This is a genomic window from Halorubrum sp. Atlit-8R (assembly GCF_003666025.1).
Classification (GTDB): domain Archaea; phylum Halobacteriota; class Halobacteria; order Halobacteriales; family Haloferacaceae; genus Halorubrum; species Halorubrum salinarum.
In genome coordinates this window covers 19,995-38,039 of sequence record NZ_QPLV01000003.1, presented here as the reverse complement: position 1 = coordinate 38,039, position 18,045 = coordinate 19,995, and the positions used below count along the sequence as shown (strand labels likewise).

16 protein-coding genes are annotated in these 18,045 nt (G+C 71.2%); 12 read left to right on the top strand and 4 right to left on the bottom strand.

What is annotated here, in order from left to right; genetic code table 11:
- The first annotated feature begins 21 nt into the window (after window positions 1-21).
- Window positions 22-1,284 carry an isocitrate dehydrogenase (NADP(+)) gene (gene icd / locus DVK05_RS08755; RefSeq protein ID WP_121563005.1) on the top strand — a complete coding sequence of 421 codons (1,263 nt, stop codon included), beginning with the start codon at window positions 22-24 and terminating at the stop codon, window positions 1,282-1,284.
- A 397-nt stretch (window positions 1,285-1,681) separates the two neighbouring features.
- On the opposite strand, the gene DVK05_RS08750 is transcribed toward icd, so the two are convergent.
- Window positions 1,682-2,095 (bottom strand): Lrp/AsnC family transcriptional regulator, encoded by a 414-nt coding sequence (locus tag DVK05_RS08750; RefSeq protein WP_053770586.1) that lies wholly within the window; start codon window positions 2,093-2,095, stop codon window positions 1,682-1,684.
- Between the two features lie 96 nt (window positions 2,096-2,191).
- Here DVK05_RS08750 and carA point away from each other — a divergent pair, with 96 nt between their 5' ends.
- Complete coding sequence (gene carA, locus DVK05_RS08745; protein ID WP_121563004.1) at window positions 2,192-3,253, top strand: glutamine-hydrolyzing carbamoyl-phosphate synthase small subunit; 1,062 nt, start codon at window positions 2,192-2,194, stop codon at window positions 3,251-3,253.
- A 195-nt stretch (window positions 3,254-3,448) separates the two neighbouring features.
- Window positions 3,449-4,333: a 5'/3'-nucleotidase SurE gene (gene surE / locus DVK05_RS08740; protein WP_121563003.1), complete on the top strand. Its 885-nt coding sequence runs from the start codon at window positions 3,449-3,451 to the stop codon at window positions 4,331-4,333.
- A gap of 57 nt (window positions 4,334-4,390) precedes the next feature.
- On the opposite strand, the gene DVK05_RS08735 is transcribed toward surE, so the two are convergent.
- Window positions 4,391-4,627: a hypothetical protein gene (locus DVK05_RS08735; protein WP_121563394.1), complete on the bottom strand. Its 237-nt coding sequence runs from the start codon at window positions 4,625-4,627 to the stop codon at window positions 4,391-4,393.
- A gap of 358 nt (window positions 4,628-4,985) precedes the next feature.
- Between DVK05_RS08735 and DVK05_RS08730 the strand changes: the two genes are divergently transcribed.
- Window positions 4,986-6,758 (top strand): glutamate--tRNA ligase, encoded by a 1,773-nt coding sequence (locus tag DVK05_RS08730; RefSeq protein ID WP_121563002.1) that lies wholly within the window; start codon window positions 4,986-4,988, stop codon window positions 6,756-6,758.
- Between the two features lie 92 nt (window positions 6,759-6,850).
- On the top strand, window positions 6,851-7,180 hold the full coding sequence (locus tag DVK05_RS08725) for a ferredoxin family protein (protein ID WP_121563001.1): 330 nt from the start codon (window positions 6,851-6,853) through the stop codon (window positions 7,178-7,180).
- Window positions 7,181-7,564: 384 nt separating this feature from the next.
- On the opposite strand, the gene tmcA is transcribed toward DVK05_RS08725, so the two are convergent.
- Window positions 7,565-9,856: a tRNA(Met) cytidine acetyltransferase TmcA gene (tmcA, locus tag DVK05_RS08720; RefSeq protein WP_121563000.1), complete on the bottom strand. Its 2,292-nt coding sequence runs from the start codon at window positions 9,854-9,856 to the stop codon at window positions 7,565-7,567.
- Window positions 9,857-9,985: 129 nt separating this feature from the next.
- On the opposite strand from tmcA, the gene DVK05_RS08715 reads away from it, so the two are divergent.
- Window positions 9,986-10,432, top strand: coding sequence for a UPF0179 family protein (locus tag DVK05_RS08715; protein ID WP_053770592.1), 447 nt, complete (start codon window positions 9,986-9,988; stop codon window positions 10,430-10,432).
- 30 nt (window positions 10,433-10,462) lie between these two features.
- On the opposite strand, the gene DVK05_RS08710 is transcribed toward DVK05_RS08715, so the two are convergent.
- Window positions 10,463-11,188, bottom strand: coding sequence for a nucleoside phosphorylase (locus DVK05_RS08710; RefSeq protein WP_121562999.1), 726 nt, complete (start codon window positions 11,186-11,188; stop codon window positions 10,463-10,465).
- 187 nt (window positions 11,189-11,375) lie between these two features.
- Here DVK05_RS08710 and DVK05_RS08705 point away from each other — a divergent pair, with 187 nt between their 5' ends.
- From DVK05_RS08705 to DVK05_RS08680, 6 genes are all read left to right on the top strand, one after another.
- Window positions 11,376-11,564: a hypothetical protein gene (locus DVK05_RS08705; RefSeq protein ID WP_121562998.1), complete on the top strand. Its 189-nt coding sequence runs from the start codon at window positions 11,376-11,378 to the stop codon at window positions 11,562-11,564.
- A gap of 97 nt (window positions 11,565-11,661) precedes the next feature.
- Window positions 11,662-13,506 (top strand): hypothetical protein, encoded by a 1,845-nt coding sequence (locus DVK05_RS08700; protein ID WP_121562997.1) that lies wholly within the window; start codon window positions 11,662-11,664, stop codon window positions 13,504-13,506.
- Between the two features lie 83 nt (window positions 13,507-13,589).
- Window positions 13,590-15,146 carry a carboxypeptidase regulatory-like domain-containing protein gene (locus DVK05_RS08695; protein WP_121562996.1) on the top strand — a complete coding sequence of 519 codons (1,557 nt, stop codon included), beginning with the start codon at window positions 13,590-13,592 and terminating at the stop codon, window positions 15,144-15,146.
- A gap of 77 nt (window positions 15,147-15,223) precedes the next feature.
- Window positions 15,224-16,567: a hydroxymethylglutaryl-CoA synthase gene (hmgB, locus tag DVK05_RS08690; protein WP_121562995.1), complete on the top strand. Its 1,344-nt coding sequence runs from the start codon at window positions 15,224-15,226 to the stop codon at window positions 16,565-16,567.
- A 136-nt stretch (window positions 16,568-16,703) separates the two neighbouring features.
- The gene (locus tag DVK05_RS08685) at window positions 16,704-17,159 is read left to right on the top strand and encodes a 30S ribosomal protein S19e (RefSeq protein ID WP_121562994.1); all 456 of its coding nucleotides are present in this window, start codon (window positions 16,704-16,706) and stop codon (window positions 17,157-17,159) included.
- A 363-nt stretch (window positions 17,160-17,522) separates the two neighbouring features.
- Window positions 17,523-17,999 carry an MOSC domain-containing protein gene (locus DVK05_RS08680; protein ID WP_121562993.1) on the top strand — a complete coding sequence of 159 codons (477 nt, stop codon included), beginning with the start codon at window positions 17,523-17,525 and terminating at the stop codon, window positions 17,997-17,999.
- The last annotated feature ends 46 nt before the right edge of the window (window positions 18,000-18,045 follow it).

Sequence of the window (18,045 nt, the reverse complement as noted above, 5' to 3'; positions counted from 1 at the left end):
CACAAAAATCCTCGAACGTTCATGAGCTACGACAAGGTCGACGTCCCCGACGACGGCGAAGCCATCACCCTCGCCGACGAGGAGACCGGCGAGCTGAACGTTCCCTCGAACCCGATCATCCCGATCATCCACGGCGACGGAATCGGGACCGACGTCGGGCCGGCCGCACAGCAGGTGCTCGACGCCGCCGCCGAGGCGACGGGCCGCTCCATCGCCTGGATGCGCGTCTACGCCGGCGCCAGCGCCCGCGAGAAGTACGACGAGAACCTCCCCGAGGACACCGTCTCGGCCATCCGCGACCACCGCGTCGCGATCAAAGGCCCGCTGACGACCCCCGTCGGCGCCGGGTTCCGCTCGCTGAACGTCGCGCTTCGTCAGACGCTCGACCTGTACGCGAACGTCCGCCCCACCTACCACCTCGAAGGCGTCCCGTCGCCCGTCAAGAGCCCCGAGAAGATGGACATGGTCACGTTCCGCGAGAACACCGAGGACGTGTACGCCGGCGTCGAGTGGGAGGCCGGCACCGACGAGGTCGAGGAGGTACGCGACTTCCTCGAAGACGACATGGGCATCGCGGACGTCATCCACGACGGCCCGGTCGGCATCGGCGTCAAGCCAATCTCCGAGTTCGGCTCGAAGCGCCTCGTCCGCGAGGCCATCGACTACGCGCTCGCCAACGATCGCGACTCGGTCACCCTCGTCCACAAGGGGAACATCATGAAGTTCACCGAGGGCGCCTTCCGCGACTGGGGCTACGAGGTCGCCGAGGAGGAGTACGGCGAGGACGTGATCACCGAAGACCAGCTCTGGGAGGACCACGACGGCGAGCAGCCCGAGGGCACCCTCGTCGTCAAGGACCGCATCGCGGACAACATGCTCCAGCAGCTCCTGACCCGCACCGAGGAGTACGGAGTCATCGCGACGATGAACCTCAACGGCGACTACATGTCCGACGCCGCCGGCGCGCAGATCGGCGGCCTCGGCATCGCGCCCGGCGCTAACTTCGGTCACGGCCGCTGTCTCGCCGAGCCGGTCCACGGCTCCGCGCCCAAGTACGCCGGCGAGGACAAGGTGAACCCCACCGCGATGATCCTCTCCGGCCGCGAGATGCTCGATTACCTCGGCTGGTCCGACGCCGCCGACCTCGTGCGCGACGCCGTCGAGGAGACCATCGCCTCCGGGAAGGTCACCTACGACCTCCACCGGCAGATCGAGGGCGGCGAGAAGCTCGCCACCAGCGAGTTCGCAGACGCCGTCGTCGACAAGATCGACGAGCTGGCGTAGGCCGGTTCGGCGGCGTCGACCTCGCGGTCGACGGCTCTCGTGTTCTCTCTCTCTCTGCCTGCGAGCGTGAGCGGCGTCTCTATTTATTAGCACTTGACGACCGCGGATCGGCGACGTACACCGCCAAAGCCCCAACTGCGAGGCGGGCGCACGTTCGCTGTGCTCCTCGCTCAGTCGCTCCGCTTCTTCGCTGCGGTGCTTGCGTCACCTGCGCCCGCCTCGCAGTTGCCCCTTTGAGTCCCGCCCCGTACCGCACCGCCCCGCGCCTCACTCCTCCCCAGTCTCGCGGTTCGCGCTCTCCGAGCGCTCACCGCTCCCTCGCGCGTGCGACTCGCGCCCTGCGGGCGCTCGTCGGCACGCGCCACCGCGAATTCATTTATAAGTAGCTGCCGCCCGCCTACCCCAACCGCTCGTCGAGGATAAGCCGCGTCTTCGTCGACTTGACCTCGTCCATCTCCCGGGCCTTCGTGATCAGTTCGTTGACCGCGCGCGTGTCGACCGCGTCGACGACGAGGACGACGTCCTCCTCGCCCGACACCTGCCAGACGAAGTCGACCTCCTCCCACTCGACCATCCGCTGGCCGACCGCGTCGGTGTTGACGTTCATCTCCACCGATATCTCGATCATCGCCTTCACGTTCCCGGTGCGGGTCGTGACGGTGAACCGCTCGATCACGCCCTCCTCGGTCATGCGGTCGACGCGGTTGCGCACGGTGCCCTCGGAGGTCCCCACCCGGTCCGCGATCTCCGTGTACGGGGTCCGCGCGTCCCGTCGCAGGATCGAGAGGATCCGTCGGTCGAGGTCGTCCATACCACTGCCTTTCTCCCCGTCGCCTTACCCGTTACGAATATCGTAACGAACCTTCGAACGACGCATTTATTATCCATTGCGCGTACGTTTCTCGTAATGTCGGACGCCTACATCGCGCTGGCCGACGGCCGCGTGCTCGAAGCGCGCGCCCGTGCGCCGGGGCGCACTCGCGGCGAACTGGTGTTCACGACCGCGTACACCGGCTACGAGGAGTCGCTCACCGACCCCTCCTACGCCGAACAGATCCTCACCTTCTCGTACCCCCTCATCGGGAACTACGGCGTCCGAACCGAGCGGTTCGAGTCCGAGTCGGTTCAGCCCCGCGCGGCGATCGCCCGCGAGCTGACCGACGACGTCGCCGACTGGCTCGCCGGCGAGGGCGTGCCGGCCGTCGACCACGTCGACACCCGCGAGATCGTCACCACCGTCCGCGAAGAGGGCGCGATGGCCTGCGGGATCGCCGCCGGCCCGGACGCGACCCCCGAGGACGCGGTCGACGAGATGGAGGCGTGTAAGCCGATGAGCGACCACGTCGACATCGGCGCGCAGGTGTCGGTGACCGAGCCGACCGTCCACGAGGGCGGCGGCGACGTGGACGTGGCCCTGCTCGACTGCGGCGCGAAGGGCTCCATCATCTCCTCGCTCACCGACCGCGGCGCGGACGTCCACGTCCTCCCGTACGACGCGACCCCCGAGGACGTGGCCGCCGTCGAGCCCGACGTGCTCTTCGTCTCGAACGGCCCGGGCGACCCGGAGAACTTCGTCGCCGCGCAGGACGTGGTCGACGAGTTCGCGGGCGAGCTCCCCCTCGCGGGCATCTGCCTCGGCCAGCAGGTGATCACGAGCGCGCTCGGCGGCTCGACGGAGAAGATGGCGTTCGGCCACCGCGGCGTCAACCAGCCCGTCAAGGACCTCCGCACCGACAAGGTCGTGATGACCACGCAGAACCACGGCTACACGGTCGACGACACCGGCCCGCTGGAGGTGACGCAGGTGAACGTCAACGACGACACCGTCGAGGGGCTCGACAGCGAGGAGCTCGACGTCATCACGCGCCAGTACCACCCCGAGGCGAACCCCGGCCCGCACGACTCGCTCGGCTTCTTCGACGAGGTGCTGGACCTCGCGTCCTCGTCGCGTCGAGTGGCGGCCGACTGACCCGACGGTCCGAACGCCCCGTTTTCGGCGGTCTCGACGCCCTCCGCTGACCACACGGAGTACCACCCGGCCGACGCCCGCGACGTTCGTTCCCCTCGCGCTCGCTTCCCTCTCGCGTTCGTTCCTCATTTCCTCTCGCCTCGCTCCTCGCCCCGGACCGGCGACGTTTTCTCCCGTCCCCGCGGACGGTGTCGTATGCCAACCGAGATCCTGCTCACCAACGACGACGGGATCGACGCCGTCGGCCTCCGGGCGCTGGCGGACGCGCTCTCCCGCGACTACGACGTGACGGTCATCGCGCCCGCGACGAACCAGTCCGGCGTCGGCGGCGCGCGCTCGTGGTGGGACACGACGGTCGACTACACCGAGACCGACCGCGGCTACGCGGTCGAGGGGACCCCCGCGGACTGCGTCGCGGTCGCGGACGTGGCGCTCGAACTCGACCCCGACGTCGTCGTCTCCGGCTGTAACCACGGCCCGAACATCGGCGCGCACATCCTCGGGCAGTCCGGCACGGTCGGGGCCGCGATGGAGGCCTCCTTCCTCGGCACGCCCGCCATTGCGGTCTCGCTGTACGACCGCGGCAACCTCCCCGTGCCGCCGACGCTCGACAACGGCGACTTCGCCGTCGCCGGCTCGGTCGTCGCCGACCTGATCGACCGCGCCGCGGTCGGCAGCGGCGGTGGGCTCGAACTCCCGTTCGGCGCCGACGTGCTGAACGTGAACGTCCCGGCCGCCGACGACGAGGCGGCGGCGGACCCGACCTACCGGCTGACCGAGCCCGCGCGCGGCTTCGACGTCATCGAGTTCCGTCCGGGCGAGGAGGGCCCCGACGAGGAGAACGTCCCGGAGGGATGGGAGTTCGGCGAGCGCCGCGGCGAGATGGGGATGGAGCTCCGCGACCGCTTCTGGCGCGAGTTCCTGCGGGGGAACGTTCAGGACGACCCCGGCTCCGACCGGCGCGCGGCCGTCGAGGGCGAGGTGAGCATCTCGCCGCTGTCGAGCTCCCGGTCCGTCGCGGGCGAGCGGACGGGCGAGCTCGTCGACCCCGCTCCGGGCGCCGAGACGGGCGCCGACTGACCGGTCGCGCCGCTCGGGCGGGAAGCTGGCGCGACAGAAACGGGGGATTGCCCGACCTCAGCGCCGGGGGCGCCGACGCCCGCTCCCGGCGAACTCCGCCGCGAGGCGACCGAGGTACCACACGACCACGAGGCCGAGGCCGAACCCGGCCCCGGCCGCCGCCAGCAGCTCGACCGGCGTCGGGTCCAACTGGAGGGCGATAAGCGGCGGCGTGGCCGTGACGATCGCGAGCAGCACGAGCCTGATCTTCCGGTTGCCGGCGTCTCGCTCCGCCTCGGAGATTGGTCCTACCACCGCGATCCCCCCCGCGTTCCGACGGCGACCGACGCGACGCTCATGCGTCACCCACGCTCCCGGCGACCATCAAGGCGACGAACCAGTTCGGTCCGCCCGGCGCGACGCCCGGTCGACGCGGCGACCGACCACGCCGATCGGACGCGATCGGTGAAAAGCGTCTCGACCGTTCACGACGGTCGCGGGCCGTCGCCGGCGTGAACGGTCTGGGCCGTTTAAGCCCGTCCGACCGCTGGTTCCGAGTGCCCCTACCCGCTCCCGGGCCGCCACCGGCGCCCGCCGCCCCGGCGGTCCCTCGGGATCCGCCCCTCCCCGCCGTTTCGCGGCGTTTTTGACCCGACCCCGACAAGCGACGCCCATGGACGACGAACTCCGCGAGCGCGTCGCGGCGGCCGGCGAGGCCGCGGCGCTCTACAACGCGCTCAAGCACGGCAGCGACCCGGACGTGGGTGCGATCATGGGCCCGATCATGGGCGAGAACCCCGAGTTCCGCCCGCACGGCGACGAGATCCCGGGCGTCCTCGCGCCGGTCGTCGACGAGGTCGGCGAGATGGACGAGGCGGCGCGCCGGGAGCGGCTCGGCGAGCTCGCCCCCGAGCGGCTCGCGGAGCTCGAGGCCGACGAGGAGGAGGACGAGCGCGTCCTCCCCGACCTCCCGAACGCCGAGGACGGCGAGGTCGTGATGCGTGCCGCGCCGAACCCGAACGGCCCGTGGCACGTCGGTCACGCGCGGATGCCCGCCGTCATCGGGACGTACAAGGAGCGCTACGACGGCGAGTTCATCTGCCGGTTCGACGACACGGACCCGGAGACGAAGCGCCCCGACCTCGACGCGTACGACGCCATCCTCGACGACATCGAGTACCTCGGCTTCGAGCCGGACCGCGTGCTCCGCGCGTCCGACCGGCTGGAGACGTACTACGACCACGCCCGCGACCTGATCGACGCCGGCGGCGCCTACACCTGCTCGTGTTCCGGCGACGACTTCTCGGAGCTGAAGAACGCGGGCGAGGCGTGTCCGCACCGCGGGAAGGACGCCGAGACGGTTCACGAGGAGTTCGACGCCATGGTCGACGGCGAGTACGGCTCCGGCGAGATGGTGCTCCGCGTGAAGACCGACATTGAGCACAAGAACCCCGCCCTCCGCGACTGGGTCGCCTTCCGGATGATCGACACGCCGCACCCGCGCGAGGCGGCCAGCGAGTACCGCTGCTGGCCCATGCTCGACTTCCAGTCCGGCGTCGACGACCACCTCACGGGCGTCACCCACATCATCCGCGGCATCGACCTCCAGGACTCCGCGAAGCGCCAGCGGTTCGTCTACGACTACTTCGGCTGGGAGTACCCCGAGGTGCTCCACTGGGGCCATGTCCAGGTCGACGAGTACGACGTGAAGCTGTCCACGTCGACGATCAAGCAGCTGATCGCGGACGGCGAACTGACGGGCTGGGACGACCCGCGCGCCCCGACCATCCAGTCGATGCGCCGCCGCGGCATCCAGGGTCAGGCGCTCGTCGACTCGATGACGGAGCTCGGCATGTCCACCTCCGACGTCGACCTCGCGATGTCCTCGGTCTACGCGAACAACCGCGACCTGGTCGACGACGCGGCGAACCGCTACTTCTTCGTCCGCGACCGCGACGAGGCCCCGGCGGTCGAGCTCCCGGTCGTCGACGGCGACGCGCCCGCGCCCGACGCCGGGCACCCGTCGCTCCACCCTGACCACCCGGACCGCGGCGACCGCGAGGTGCCCGCCGGGACGGTCGTCGTCGAGTCGCCGGACCTCCCGCCCGAGGGCGAGCGCGTCTGGCTGAAGGGGTACGGCTGCGTCCGCTACGACGGCGACGAACTGGCCTTCCTCGACGCCGACATCGACGTCGTCCGCGAGGGCGACGTGGACGTGATCCACTGGGCGCCGGCCGACGAGGGCCTCGACACGCTCCTCCGCACGGTCGACGGCGACGTTCGCGGCGTCGCCGAGCCCGCCCTCGCCGACGTCGAGCCCGACACCGTGGTCCAGTTCGTGCGCGTCGGCTTCGCCCGGATCGACGGGTTCGACCCCGCGGCGACCGACGAGGACGACGGGCCGGACGGCACCGAGGACGCGCTGGCGTACTACGCGCACCCGTAGATCGGCCGCCGGGAGATCGGCCGCCCTCGCTCGGCCGACCGAATCCGTTCGTCGCGGAGTTTAAACCCGCGACCGGCGAAGCGAGGGCAACGATGGCCATCGACTCGAACTTCGAAGCGAACCGCGAGCGGGTCGGCGAGGAGGACGGCGTCGCCGTGTGGGGCCCGGTCGAACCGCCCGAGAAGCAGGGGATCCGCGGCACCCACGTCGCGGTCGACTTCGACATCTGTCTCGCTGACGGCGCGTGTCTGGAGGACTGCCCGGTCGACGTGTTCGAGTGGGTCGACACGCCCGGCCACCCCGAGTCCGAGCGGAAGGCGAACCCCGCCGACGAGGACCAGTGTATCGACTGTATGCTCTGTGTGGACGTGTGTCCGGTCGACGCCATCGACGTCGACCCCGGGCGCGAGAACCGGATCTAATCTGACGTTGCTGCTGTCGGTAGCGCGGTGGCGGATTTCGTCGTCCGCGTCGCCTGTCCATAATTAGTTACCTGCGGAGCGACGGCGAACACCGGCAAAGCCCCAGCCGTGAGGCGGGCGCACACTCGCTGCGCTCCTCACTCGGTCGCTGCCGCTCCCTCGTTGCGGTGCTTACGTCGTCTGCGCCCGCCTCACGGCTGCCCCTTTGAGTTCCACCCGACCGCACAGCCCCGCACCTCACGCCTCCCCAGCCTCGTCGGTCGCCGTCGCTTCGCTCGGCGACCGACTCCCTCGCGCGTGCGACTCGCGGCCGTCGCTTCGCTCCGGCCGCTCGCCGGCACGCGCCACCGCAGACCTATTTATCAATAGCCGCCGCCTGCCCGCTCACTCGCTCGTAAATCGCTCCCGTTCCGCGAGCGCGAACTCGGTCCCGTACCGCTCCACGATGGGGACGTACGCGTCGCCGAGCGCGCGCATACACGCGCTCGTCGAGACGTAGCCGAGTTCGTCGGCGACCCCCTCCCACGGTCGGCCCTGGAGGACCTTCCGGACGAGCAGGCGCTCCTCTCGGTCGTCGAGCGCCGGTTCCCCGTCGATCAGCGCCGCGAGCGCGAGGTCCCGGAACGCGCCGGGCGCGGTGTCGTACATCCCCGGCCCGACCGACGCGCCGACGACGGAGCGCCACTCGGTCTCGGTGAGGTCGACCGGTGCGGGCGCGGGGCACGCGCGGAGCGCCCCGCGGACCACGTCCGGGTCCACGTCGCGGTGCGCGTCCGAGAGTCCGTCGCGCTCCCGGTCCCGGAAGGCGACCGCGTGCCGGTCCAGCAGGTCGCGGCCGGCCGCGGTCTCCGGACGCAGCATCACGGCGGAGTACTCGCCCGAGGCGTCGTTGCGGCTCGTTGAGAGGTGGACGGTCCGGTAGCCCGCCCGCCGCCAGAAGCGGAGCAGCCGCGGCGTCGCGCCGTAGCCGACCGAGAAGTAGTCGAGGTCGCCCGCGAACTCCGCGTGGACCTCGTCGAGCAGCCGCGTGCCGAACCCCGCGTCCCGGAGCGCGTGGTGGGTCGCGATCCGGACCGTCCGAAGCCCCCGCGGCGCGGCGGCCGCCTCGTCGCGCAGCTGGCTCGTGAGCACGTCCGGCACCATGTTGCCGCGGACGCGCTCGCCCTCGTACATCCCGCGGCGCGTCGCGGCGTCGAGCCCGCCCTCGCGCGCGAGCAGGGCGACCGCGACCACGCGCCCGTCCGCGACGAGCGCCCGGGCGACGAGGTTCGGCGCGTCGAGCAGCCGCGCGAGGTCGTTCGGCTCCGTCCGGTAGTGGGCGGCGACGAGCAGGCCGAACGCCTCGCCGAGCAGCGTCTCGTCGGCGCACAGGTCGTCCGGGTCGAGCGCGCGGTAGGTCGCGTCGCCGACCGCCGCATCGTCGACCGCCGCGTCGACCGCGGGCCGAGCGTCGAGGAGGAGCGCGCGCGACGCCCACGCCTCGACGGGGTCGTCCCGCGCGTACCGGATCGGCTCGTCGAGCCGCACGTCCCGGACCGCGAACCGGGAGTCGAGCAGGCGCTCGCGGAACCGGACCGCGAACCCGCGGCCGGCCCCCTCGTAGCCGTGGACCGTCGTACAGAACGCGACCGCCGGCGCGTCGAGGAACCCCTCCAGCAGCCGCACCGGGAGCGCCGCCGCCTCGTCGACGACCGCCGCGTCCGCCTCGCCGGCGACGTCCGCCGCGGCCGCGGGCGGGAGGAACCGGACGCGACCGCCGGCCGGAGTTCGGATCTCGCGCTCGTCCGCATCACTGTCGGCGCCGTCGCCGTCGACCTCGCCCCCGATCAGCTCCCGCGCTCGCGCGAACACCTCCGCGGCGTTCCGGAACGCGGGCGCGGTGACGAGCACGTCGCGGCCCGCGGTGGCGAGCGCGCCGGCCGCGAGCCCGGCCGCGCTCGACTTCCCGCGCCCCCGGTCCGACTCGACCACGACCGCGGCCCCGGGGTCGGCGAGGGACTCGAACGCGCGCAGCGCCCGCGCCTGGTCGGCCGTGAGACACGCCCCGTAGGCGGCCGCGGGGAACGTCGCGCCCGGCGGCGCGCTCCGCTCGTCGGGTCCGCCGACCGCGTCGGGGCTGTCGCGCCCGCCGCCGCCCTCGCCGCCGTCGGCGCCCGTCAGCCCGTCGCGCTCCACCGCGTCGGCGGCCGCGGAGTCGCCGAGCGCGACGACCGCGACCCCGGGATGCGCGCGGAGCGTCGCGACGAGGCGCTCGCGGAACCGCCCCGTCACGTCGCCGATGCCGAACGGCGGCACCGCAAGCGAGTCGTCGAACCGGTCGCGGATCCCGGGCCAGTCGTCGAGCGGGGGCGTCAGGAGGACGAGGAGGCCGCCGCCGTCGACCGCGCCGACCGCCCGGCCGAGCGCGTTCGGGACGAACCGCTCGTGGCAGTCGAGCACGACCGCCTCGCGGGTGCGGCCGAGGAGCTCGTCGGCGTTCCGCGGTCGCGTCTCCTCGAACCGGAACCCCTCGCGGGTCGAGACCATCGTCACGTCCCCGTCGTCGACCCCCGGCGACTCGACCGCGTCGTAGGCCGCGTCGACCCCGCGGTCCCGGTCGCCCGCGAGCACGAGCACGCGCCGCTCGTTCGTCCGCTCGGCCTCGGCGCGCAGGTCGCGCGCGACTCCCGCGATCATCTCCGCTCGTCGTTGCCGAGGCGAGCGGATGTGTCTTGCCCTCCGCGCCGCCGTCCGCCGCGGTCCGACCGGTCCGCAGACGGCCGCGAAGGCGGGAGGCTTACGGACGCTCGGCGCGTCGCTCCGGGCATGACCACGGTCACGCTCATCGGGACCCGGCTCGCGGACGTGGGCCGCGAGTTCGTCTACGAGGGGGAATCGGCCGACTGCGAGGGGTGTCCCTACCGCGGCCAGTGCCTCAACCTCTCCGAGGGCACCCGCTACCGGGTGACCGGGATCCGCGAGAACGCGCAGACGCTCGACTGCGCCGTCCACGACGCGGGCGTCCGCGCGGTCGAGGTCGAGCCCGCCTCCGTCCCCGCGAACGTCCCCGCGAAGCGCGCGTACGCCGGGAGCAAGGCGTCGCTCGCCGGCCCCTGCCCGCACACCGAGTGCCCGAGCCACGGCTACTGCGTCCCCGACGGCGCCGACTTCGACGAGGAGCGCGTCATCGACCAGGTGCTCGGCGACCCGCCCCACGAGACGTGCGCGCTCGACCGCGACCTGACGCTCGTGGAGTTCCGCGCGGAGGAGTGAGAAGCCGGGGCGGGCTGACCGCCCGGGGCGTTACAGCGACGTGATCGCGTTCAGCGTGATCCGGATCGCGCGCTCGACGTTGTCCTTCGCCTTCGCCGGCAGCTCGTCGTCGGAGTCCGCGCCCTTCTGTGACCCCGCCACGAGGTTCCCGTCGACGGTACAGATGGCGCCCGCGGCGAGCCCCTTGCGCCGCGCGAGCGAGAAGACGGTCGCCGCCTCCATCTCGATCGCGAGCAGGTTCGCGTCGTTCCAGTCGGCCACGTACTCGTCGTCCTCGTTGTAGAACGCGTCGTCGGAGACGATGGGGCCGACGTGGATCTCCTCGCCGTTCTCCTCGGCCGCCCCGACGAGCCCCGTGAGCACGTCGTAGTCCGGGACCGCGGGGTACACTTCGTCCTCGTAGCGCTTGCTCGTCCCCTCCTCCTTCGCCGCGCCGGTCGCGACGACCATGTCGCCGACCTCCATGTCGGGCTGGAGCGCCCCGCAGGTTCCACACCGGACGAACGTCTCGACGCCGACGCGCGAGAGCTCCTCGACGGCGATGGCGGCGGAGGGGCAGCCGATCCCTGTCGAGCAGATCGTGAGGTCGACGCCCTCGTAGGTCGCGTTGACGACCTTGTACTCGCGGTTCTGCGCGACGACCTCGCTGTCGTCACAGAGGTCCGCGATCCGGTCGACGCGCCCCGGGTCGCCCGGGATGACCGCGACCTCGTGTACGTCGCCCTCCTCGACCAGCAGATGCGGCTGTTTCGCCATAGGCGCGCCAACAGCCGCCGCGCGCAAAAACGGACCGGTCGGCGGGCCCGGATCGCGCCGCGGTGCGGATTTGATATCGCGCTATGAGATTTATTAGTGCGCGATCTCGGCGCCGTTCGCCCCCGAACGAGCGCGGCGGGTCCGGTCGAACCGCCCGCTTTATCGCGCGACGGCTCGACGTTCGCGTATGCCCGACGCCTCGGCGGACCTCGGCTCGACGCTCGGCGCGCTGGCGGTCGCGTTCGTCCTCGTCACGCTCGTTTCCGGGACGCTGTTCGGCTTCAACTGGACGCAGGCGGTGCTGCTCGGCGGGTTCGCCGGCGCCGTGGCCGTCGCGTCGGCGTGGCTGACGGCCCGGCGGGCGGAGGACGACTAACCGCCTTCGCCGACGGCGTTCGGCCGCACCCGCCCGAGTATCGCGACTGAGAGGTCGGACGGAGGATTTTATACCCGCTCGGCGTCGACCTCTCACAATGCGACTCAGTCGCGACCGTCGGGGCCAGTCGGTCGTGGTCGGGACGGTGATCCTGTTCGGGTTCCTGATCGTCGCGCTCGGGGTCTTTCAGGTCCAGGTCGTCCCGACGGAGAACGCGAACGTCGAGTTCGAGCACAGCCAGGCGGTCGAGGACGACTTCGGCGACCTCCGGAACGACGTTCTCAGGGCGGGATCGACCGGGTCGACGGGGTCGACGCAGATCCGGTTGGGGACGCGGTACCCGGCCCGGACGTTCTTCATCAACCCGCCGCCCGTGTCGGGGTCGCTCTCGACCGAGCCGACGGGGTCGATACGGGTCTCCAACGCGACGGTCGGCGACGGCGCCCACCCGAACGCCGCCGCGTTCTGGAACACGACCCCGACGTTCCCGACGCGCTCGCTCCGCTACGACGCGGACTACAACGAGTTCGACGGCGCCCCGGAGCTCGTCTACGAGCACTCCGTCGTCGCCGCCGAGTTCGACGACGCGGTCCTGCTCCGGACCGGACAGACGGTCGTCTCCGACGGCCGGATCTCGCTGACGGCGCTGACCGGCTCGGTCTCGGAGAGTGGCGTCGCCCCGCAGAGCGTCGACCCGCGTGCGGTCTCGGCGAGCGACACAACGCTCCCGCTCGAACCGACCGGCGGGAACGTCACCCTCGAACTCCCGACCGCGGTCGGGAACGCCTCGCGGCTCGCGGACCGCTGGAACCGGGCGCTTCCGACGGGCGCGACCGCGGCGCCGAACGCGACCGGCGAGGCGATACGGATCACGCTGGCGAACGGCTCGGACCCCTACCGGCTGGCGCTCTCGGAGGTGTCGCTCGACGCGACCGGCGAGACGGAGCCGGCGTACGTCGTGCCGGTCGGCTCCGAGAGCGCCGCGGTCGGCGAGACGGTCGCGGTCGAGGTCCGCGACCGGTACAACAACCCGGTGCCGGACGCGACGGTGTCGTTCGGCGGTGAGAACCGAACCACGGGCGACGGAGGCCGTGCGTTCTTCGAGCCGACCGCGAGCGGGCCGCTCGTCGCGAACATCAACGGCTCCGCGGGGCCCGTCTACGAGTCGGTGACGTTCGACGTGTCCGCGGGCGGCGGTGGCGGCGGCGCAACGAACCGTACGTACGACGTCGAGTGGGACGAGATCGATCCCGTTCAGGTCGAAGAGGGCACGAGCGAGCCGCTCGACATCTTGGTCTCCGACGCTGCATCCGGGGCACCGATAGACGACGCGGCCGTCGAGGTGGCGTTCGCTCCCATCGGCTCCGTGAGCGGCGTCCCGAGCGTTGCCGAGCCCTCTGAGACCGACGCGAGCGGCCGCACGACGGTCAGCACGTTCGACACCAACTCGGCGAGCGCCGGCGACAACTTCACGCTCTACGCGACCTCCGGCGACGACGTGGACACACTGCGCGTCGAGGTAGTGGCGCCGGGAGCGCCGACGAGGTTGTACCCGGACACCTCCACGGAACTCCAGGGTAGCATCACCGACTTCCCCAACATGCAAGACGAGGACGGGACGGTCGCCGTCTTCGACGGTCAGGGTTCGAACGCGTTCGACGTCGAGACCACGACCCAATCCGTTCCCAGCGGTAGTTACACGTTAGAACTGGGCGTCGGAACGGTCGACCTTCAGGGCAGTTCCGCCGGTATCGATGTCGTGGTCGAAGACGAGAGCGGAAACGTCCTCGGATCGACGACGCTCGACGACGGGGATTCGAACACCGTCGTGTCACTCAACGTGGGGACGATCGACCCCGAGCAGGATGTTACGGTCCGGTACACGGGGGACAGACAGAACGACGACCTCGAAATCGACTACCAGCGGTTGGTCGAGCAGTAGCGGTCCACCGGACTGTTATCGCTGCTGATAGGTACGGCCGTTTGTTGATATACTGCGCCCGAATCGGTTGAGATACGACCAGCATGTCCCGTCCCACAACCGCCCGCGCACAGTCGGAGACGGTCGGGATAATCCTCCTCGTCGCCGTCTTCGTCGTGAGCGCGAGCGCCATCGGGGTCGCTTACGTCGGCGGCGTGGGCTCCGACACCGACGAGGTCGTCGTCTCCGCGGAGCTCAGCGCCGACGGGACCGACCTCCGCGTCGACCACCTCGGCGGCGACGCGCTCCCGAACGGCGAGCTCGCGGTCGTCGTCAGGGCCGACGGGAACGCCACTCGCTACCCGTTCGCGCCGCCCGCGGGGGAGTTCGCGCCCGGCGAGCGCCGCGCGTTCTCGGACGCGCTCGTCGCCAACGCGACGAACGAGGTCGCGCTCTACCACGAGGCCTCGGGCGAGCGGATAGCGCGGACGACGCTCGCGCCGACGGCGACACCGCCTCCGGCGGCCGAGACGGGGTCGATCGAGGGGACCGTCGTCGGTCCCGGCGCGGCCGCGACCCGGGTCGCGTCGGGCGCTTCGCTCGGGCTCCGGCCGTCCGTCGTGCCGCTCTCGGGCGCGACGGTCGCCGTCGACGGCGCCGGCCGCGTCGCCGAGGCGACGACCGGGGTCGGCGGCGCCTACCGGATCGACGGGCTCGAACCGGGCGAGTACGAGGTGTCGGCGAACGCGCCCGGGCTCGCCGTCTCGGCGACGACCGTCGAGGTCGAGCCGAACGAGACGGCGACCGTGGACTTCCGGCTCGACCCGCTCCGGCCCGCCGAGTTCGCGGTCGAGATCGCCGGCGTCGACGCGAGCGTTGACGCGGGCGACCCGGTCACCGTGGACGCGACCGTCGAGAACGTCGGGGACGAGCGGGGGACTGAGACCGTCGAACTGCGCGTCGGCGACGAGCGGGTCGACTCCGTCGAGCTCCCGCTCGACGCCGGCGAGTCTCGGACCGTCTCGCTGCGCTGGCAGACCCTCCCGACCGACGTCGGCGAGGAGACGCTGACCGTCGACGCGGGCGACGACGCGGCCACGACGACCGTCGAAGTCCTCGACGCCGCGACCGACGCGGTCGCGTACGTCGACCGCGACGGAGACGGCGACCCGGACGAGACGTACACCGCCGTCGAACTCGCCTTCCTCGGCGCCGTCGACGGCCACCTTGTCGTGTACGACGACGTCACCGTCGAGACTCCGGTCGGCGCGACCGCGGACCGCGTCACGGTCCGGGACGGGGTCGCGATCGCGGCGGCCTCGGTCGCTCTGGAGGCCGACAAAGCCCTCAGAGTCGGCGACGGGGCCGAGATCGATACCGACCCGGGCGGCTTCTTCTTCGCGGGCGCCGGCGACGTGTCGCTGCGGGCCGGCGGCGACCTCGACGCCCGCGGGGCGACGGTTCGAACCTCCGCGAGCGCCGCGATCGCCGCCGGTGCAGGCGACATCGAACTGACCGCCGGCGGGGACGCGGACCTCCGCGACGGGACGTTCGAGGCGGTCGGCGTGAGCTTCTTCGGTCGGAACGACGGCCGGATCACCGTCACCGCGGGCGGAACGGTCCGGACCGAGGGCGCCTCCTTCGACCCGCCGCGGGAGTGAGGCGTCGGCACGGCACTTCCACGATCGACGTACTCGGCATCGACAAAGCCATATGCCAGTCCCGTGAACGACCGTGTATGACCGCAGTCGGGATCGACGGCGTCGAGATCTGGACCGGAAAGCTCAAGCTCGACCTGCCGGGCACGTTCGCGCCGGAGCAGGGCGACGACCCCGAGAAGTACACGAAGGGGCTCGGGCTCAACAACTCCTCGTTCCCCGACGTGTACGAGGACATCGTCACGATGGGCGCCAACGCCGCCAAGGGGCTGATGGACCGGAAGGGGCTCGAACCCGCCGACGTCGGCCGGATAGATGTCGCCACGGAGTCGGCGTTCGACCACTCGAAGCCGGTGTCGACGTACATCGCGGGCTGTCTCGAGCAGGTGTACGACGGCGACTTCACCCACGCCAACAAAGGCGAGCGCAAGTTCGCCTGCCTCGCCGGCACGCAGGCGATAGACGACGCGTACAACTGGATCCGAGCGGGCCGAAACCGCGACCGACCGGCGATCGTCATCACGACCGACACGGCGCTGTACGCCCGCGGCGACCCCGGCGAGGCGACGCAGGGCGCCGGCGCCGTCGCGATGCTGATCGACGAGGACCCCTCGATCGTCGAGCTCTCGGCCGACCAGGGGTACGGGTCGAAAGACGAGACGGACTTCCTCAAGCCGAACCAGCAGTTCCCTAGCGTCGACGGGAAGCGCTCGGTCCAGGTGTACCTCTCCCGGATGCGCGAGGCCCTGGAGGACTACGAGTCTGTCACCGACGACATCGAACTTGAGGACTTCGCGTACGCCCCGTTCCACACGCCCTTCCCCGGGATGGTCCGCAAGGCGGCGCTTCTGGCCTACCGGCACGTCATCCGCGACACCGACCACGAGGACGCGCTGGCCGACGAGATCGGCCGTCAGCCCCGCGAGGACGAGTACGATGACCGCGAGGCCTACGAGGAGGCGATCCGCGGCTACATGGACGACCTGAAGACGACCGAGCAGTACCAGTCGTGGTACGACGCGGCCGTCGAGCCGACGCTCGGGCTCTCTCGGGAGGTCGGCAACTGGTACACCAGCTCCGTCCACATTGCCCGCGTGAGCGCCCTGCGCGACGCCCTGACCCGTGACCGCGACTTCGTCGACGAGACGCTGCTCGTCGCCTCCTACGGCTCCGGCGCGCAGGCCGAGATCCACGCCGAGACGATCCGCGAGGGGTGGCGCGCGGAGGTCGAGGCGCTCGACATCGACGCCCAGCTCGACGCCCGCTACGACCTCACGTGGGACGAGTACGAGGACGTCCACGACGTCCACGACTTCGACGCCGACCTCGGCCGCGAGGTCGAGGAGTTCACCCAGCCCGACGGGGAGTTCGTCTTCACCGGCTGGGGCCGGATGAACGAGCGGCAGTACGAGTACGTCGAGTAGCGCCGCGCGGCCCCCGCACTCGACCTCGTTCCGATCCGCGAGTCCTCCGCAGCGGCCCGCAGCACCGTGAAAACGGCTCACACGGGCCGTACGCGATACGATGGTTTTAAACGACGCTGGCGTGAATCGAGACCCAATGGTAACCATCTACGACGTGCCGGCCGACGACCTCATCGAGGCCGTCGCCGCGCGACTCGAGGACCGCATCGACGAGCCCGACTGGGTGGAGTTCGCCAAGACCGGCGCCGGCAAGGAGCTCCCGCCGGAGCAGGACGACTTCTGGTACATTCGCTCCGCGAGCCTCCTGCGGAAGGTCGCCCAGAACGAGCCGATCGGCATCGAGCGGCTCGCGACCGAGTACGGCTCGAAGAAGCGCGGCTCGAACCGCTACGTCGTCCGTCCCCCGGAACACGAGGGCGGCTCCCGGAACCTCATCCGAACGGCGCTGCAGGCGCTCGAAGAGGAGGGCCTCGTCACCACCGCCTCCGGTGAGGGCCGCCGCCTCTCCGACGAGGGCGAGGCGTTCCTCTCGGAGGTCGCGACCGAGGTCTTCGAGGACCTCGACCGGCCGGAACTCGAACGCTACGCGTAAGCCGTTTCTCTCGTTTCTGCCCGCGTAACCCGCTTAGCCACCGCTTTTTCGTTCAATTTCGGGTACGCCGCGCCGACCTCGCGAGCGATCGCTCCGACCGTCCAGTTCGGCCCCGATACCCACCATACACCTGATGCCGCTATATCGAATCGCGATCGGGCGGGTCCGACACCCGACGCGCAGTCGCGCCGGTCGCGTCGTGGCGGACGGACGCCGCCCGTCGCCGCGTTCCCAACTCTCACCCCGCCGCGTTCCCAACTCTCACCCCGCCACGTTCCCAACTCTCACCCCGCCACGTTCCCAACTCTCACCCCGTCGCTACCTTCTTGATCCCGCGCGCCGGAGTCAGTCCGTGAGTCGCGCATGACGGGATCAGGCGTCGGCACGGTCGAACGGATTCACGTCGCCTCGGGAACGGGCGGCGAACCTGAGCCGCGGGAGGCGGTCGAAGCGGTCGCGGACCGCGGCCTCAGGGGCGACCGCTACTTCGACGGCGACGGGATCTACAACGAGCAGGCGGACTTGGAGCCGAGCGACGTGACGTTCATCGCGGCGGAGGCGCTCGCGGCCGCGGCCGAGGAGTACGGCGTCGACCTCGACGCGGGCGTCCACCGGCGCAACGTCACGACGCGCGGCGTCGCCCTCGACGAACTGATCGGCGAGCGGTTCCGGGTCGGCGAGGCGGTCGTCGAGGGGACGGGCCACTGCGAGCCGTGCGGCTACATGGCGAATCTCGCGGAGCAAGCGGACGCGGCGACCGCCCTCGACGGCCGCGGCGGGCTCGACGCCCGGATCGTCGAGTCGGGGACGATCGCGGTCGGCGACGAGATCGTCCGATAGGCACTCGGCGGCGGCGGAAAAGAACCGAGGACGGTGCGGCGTCGCG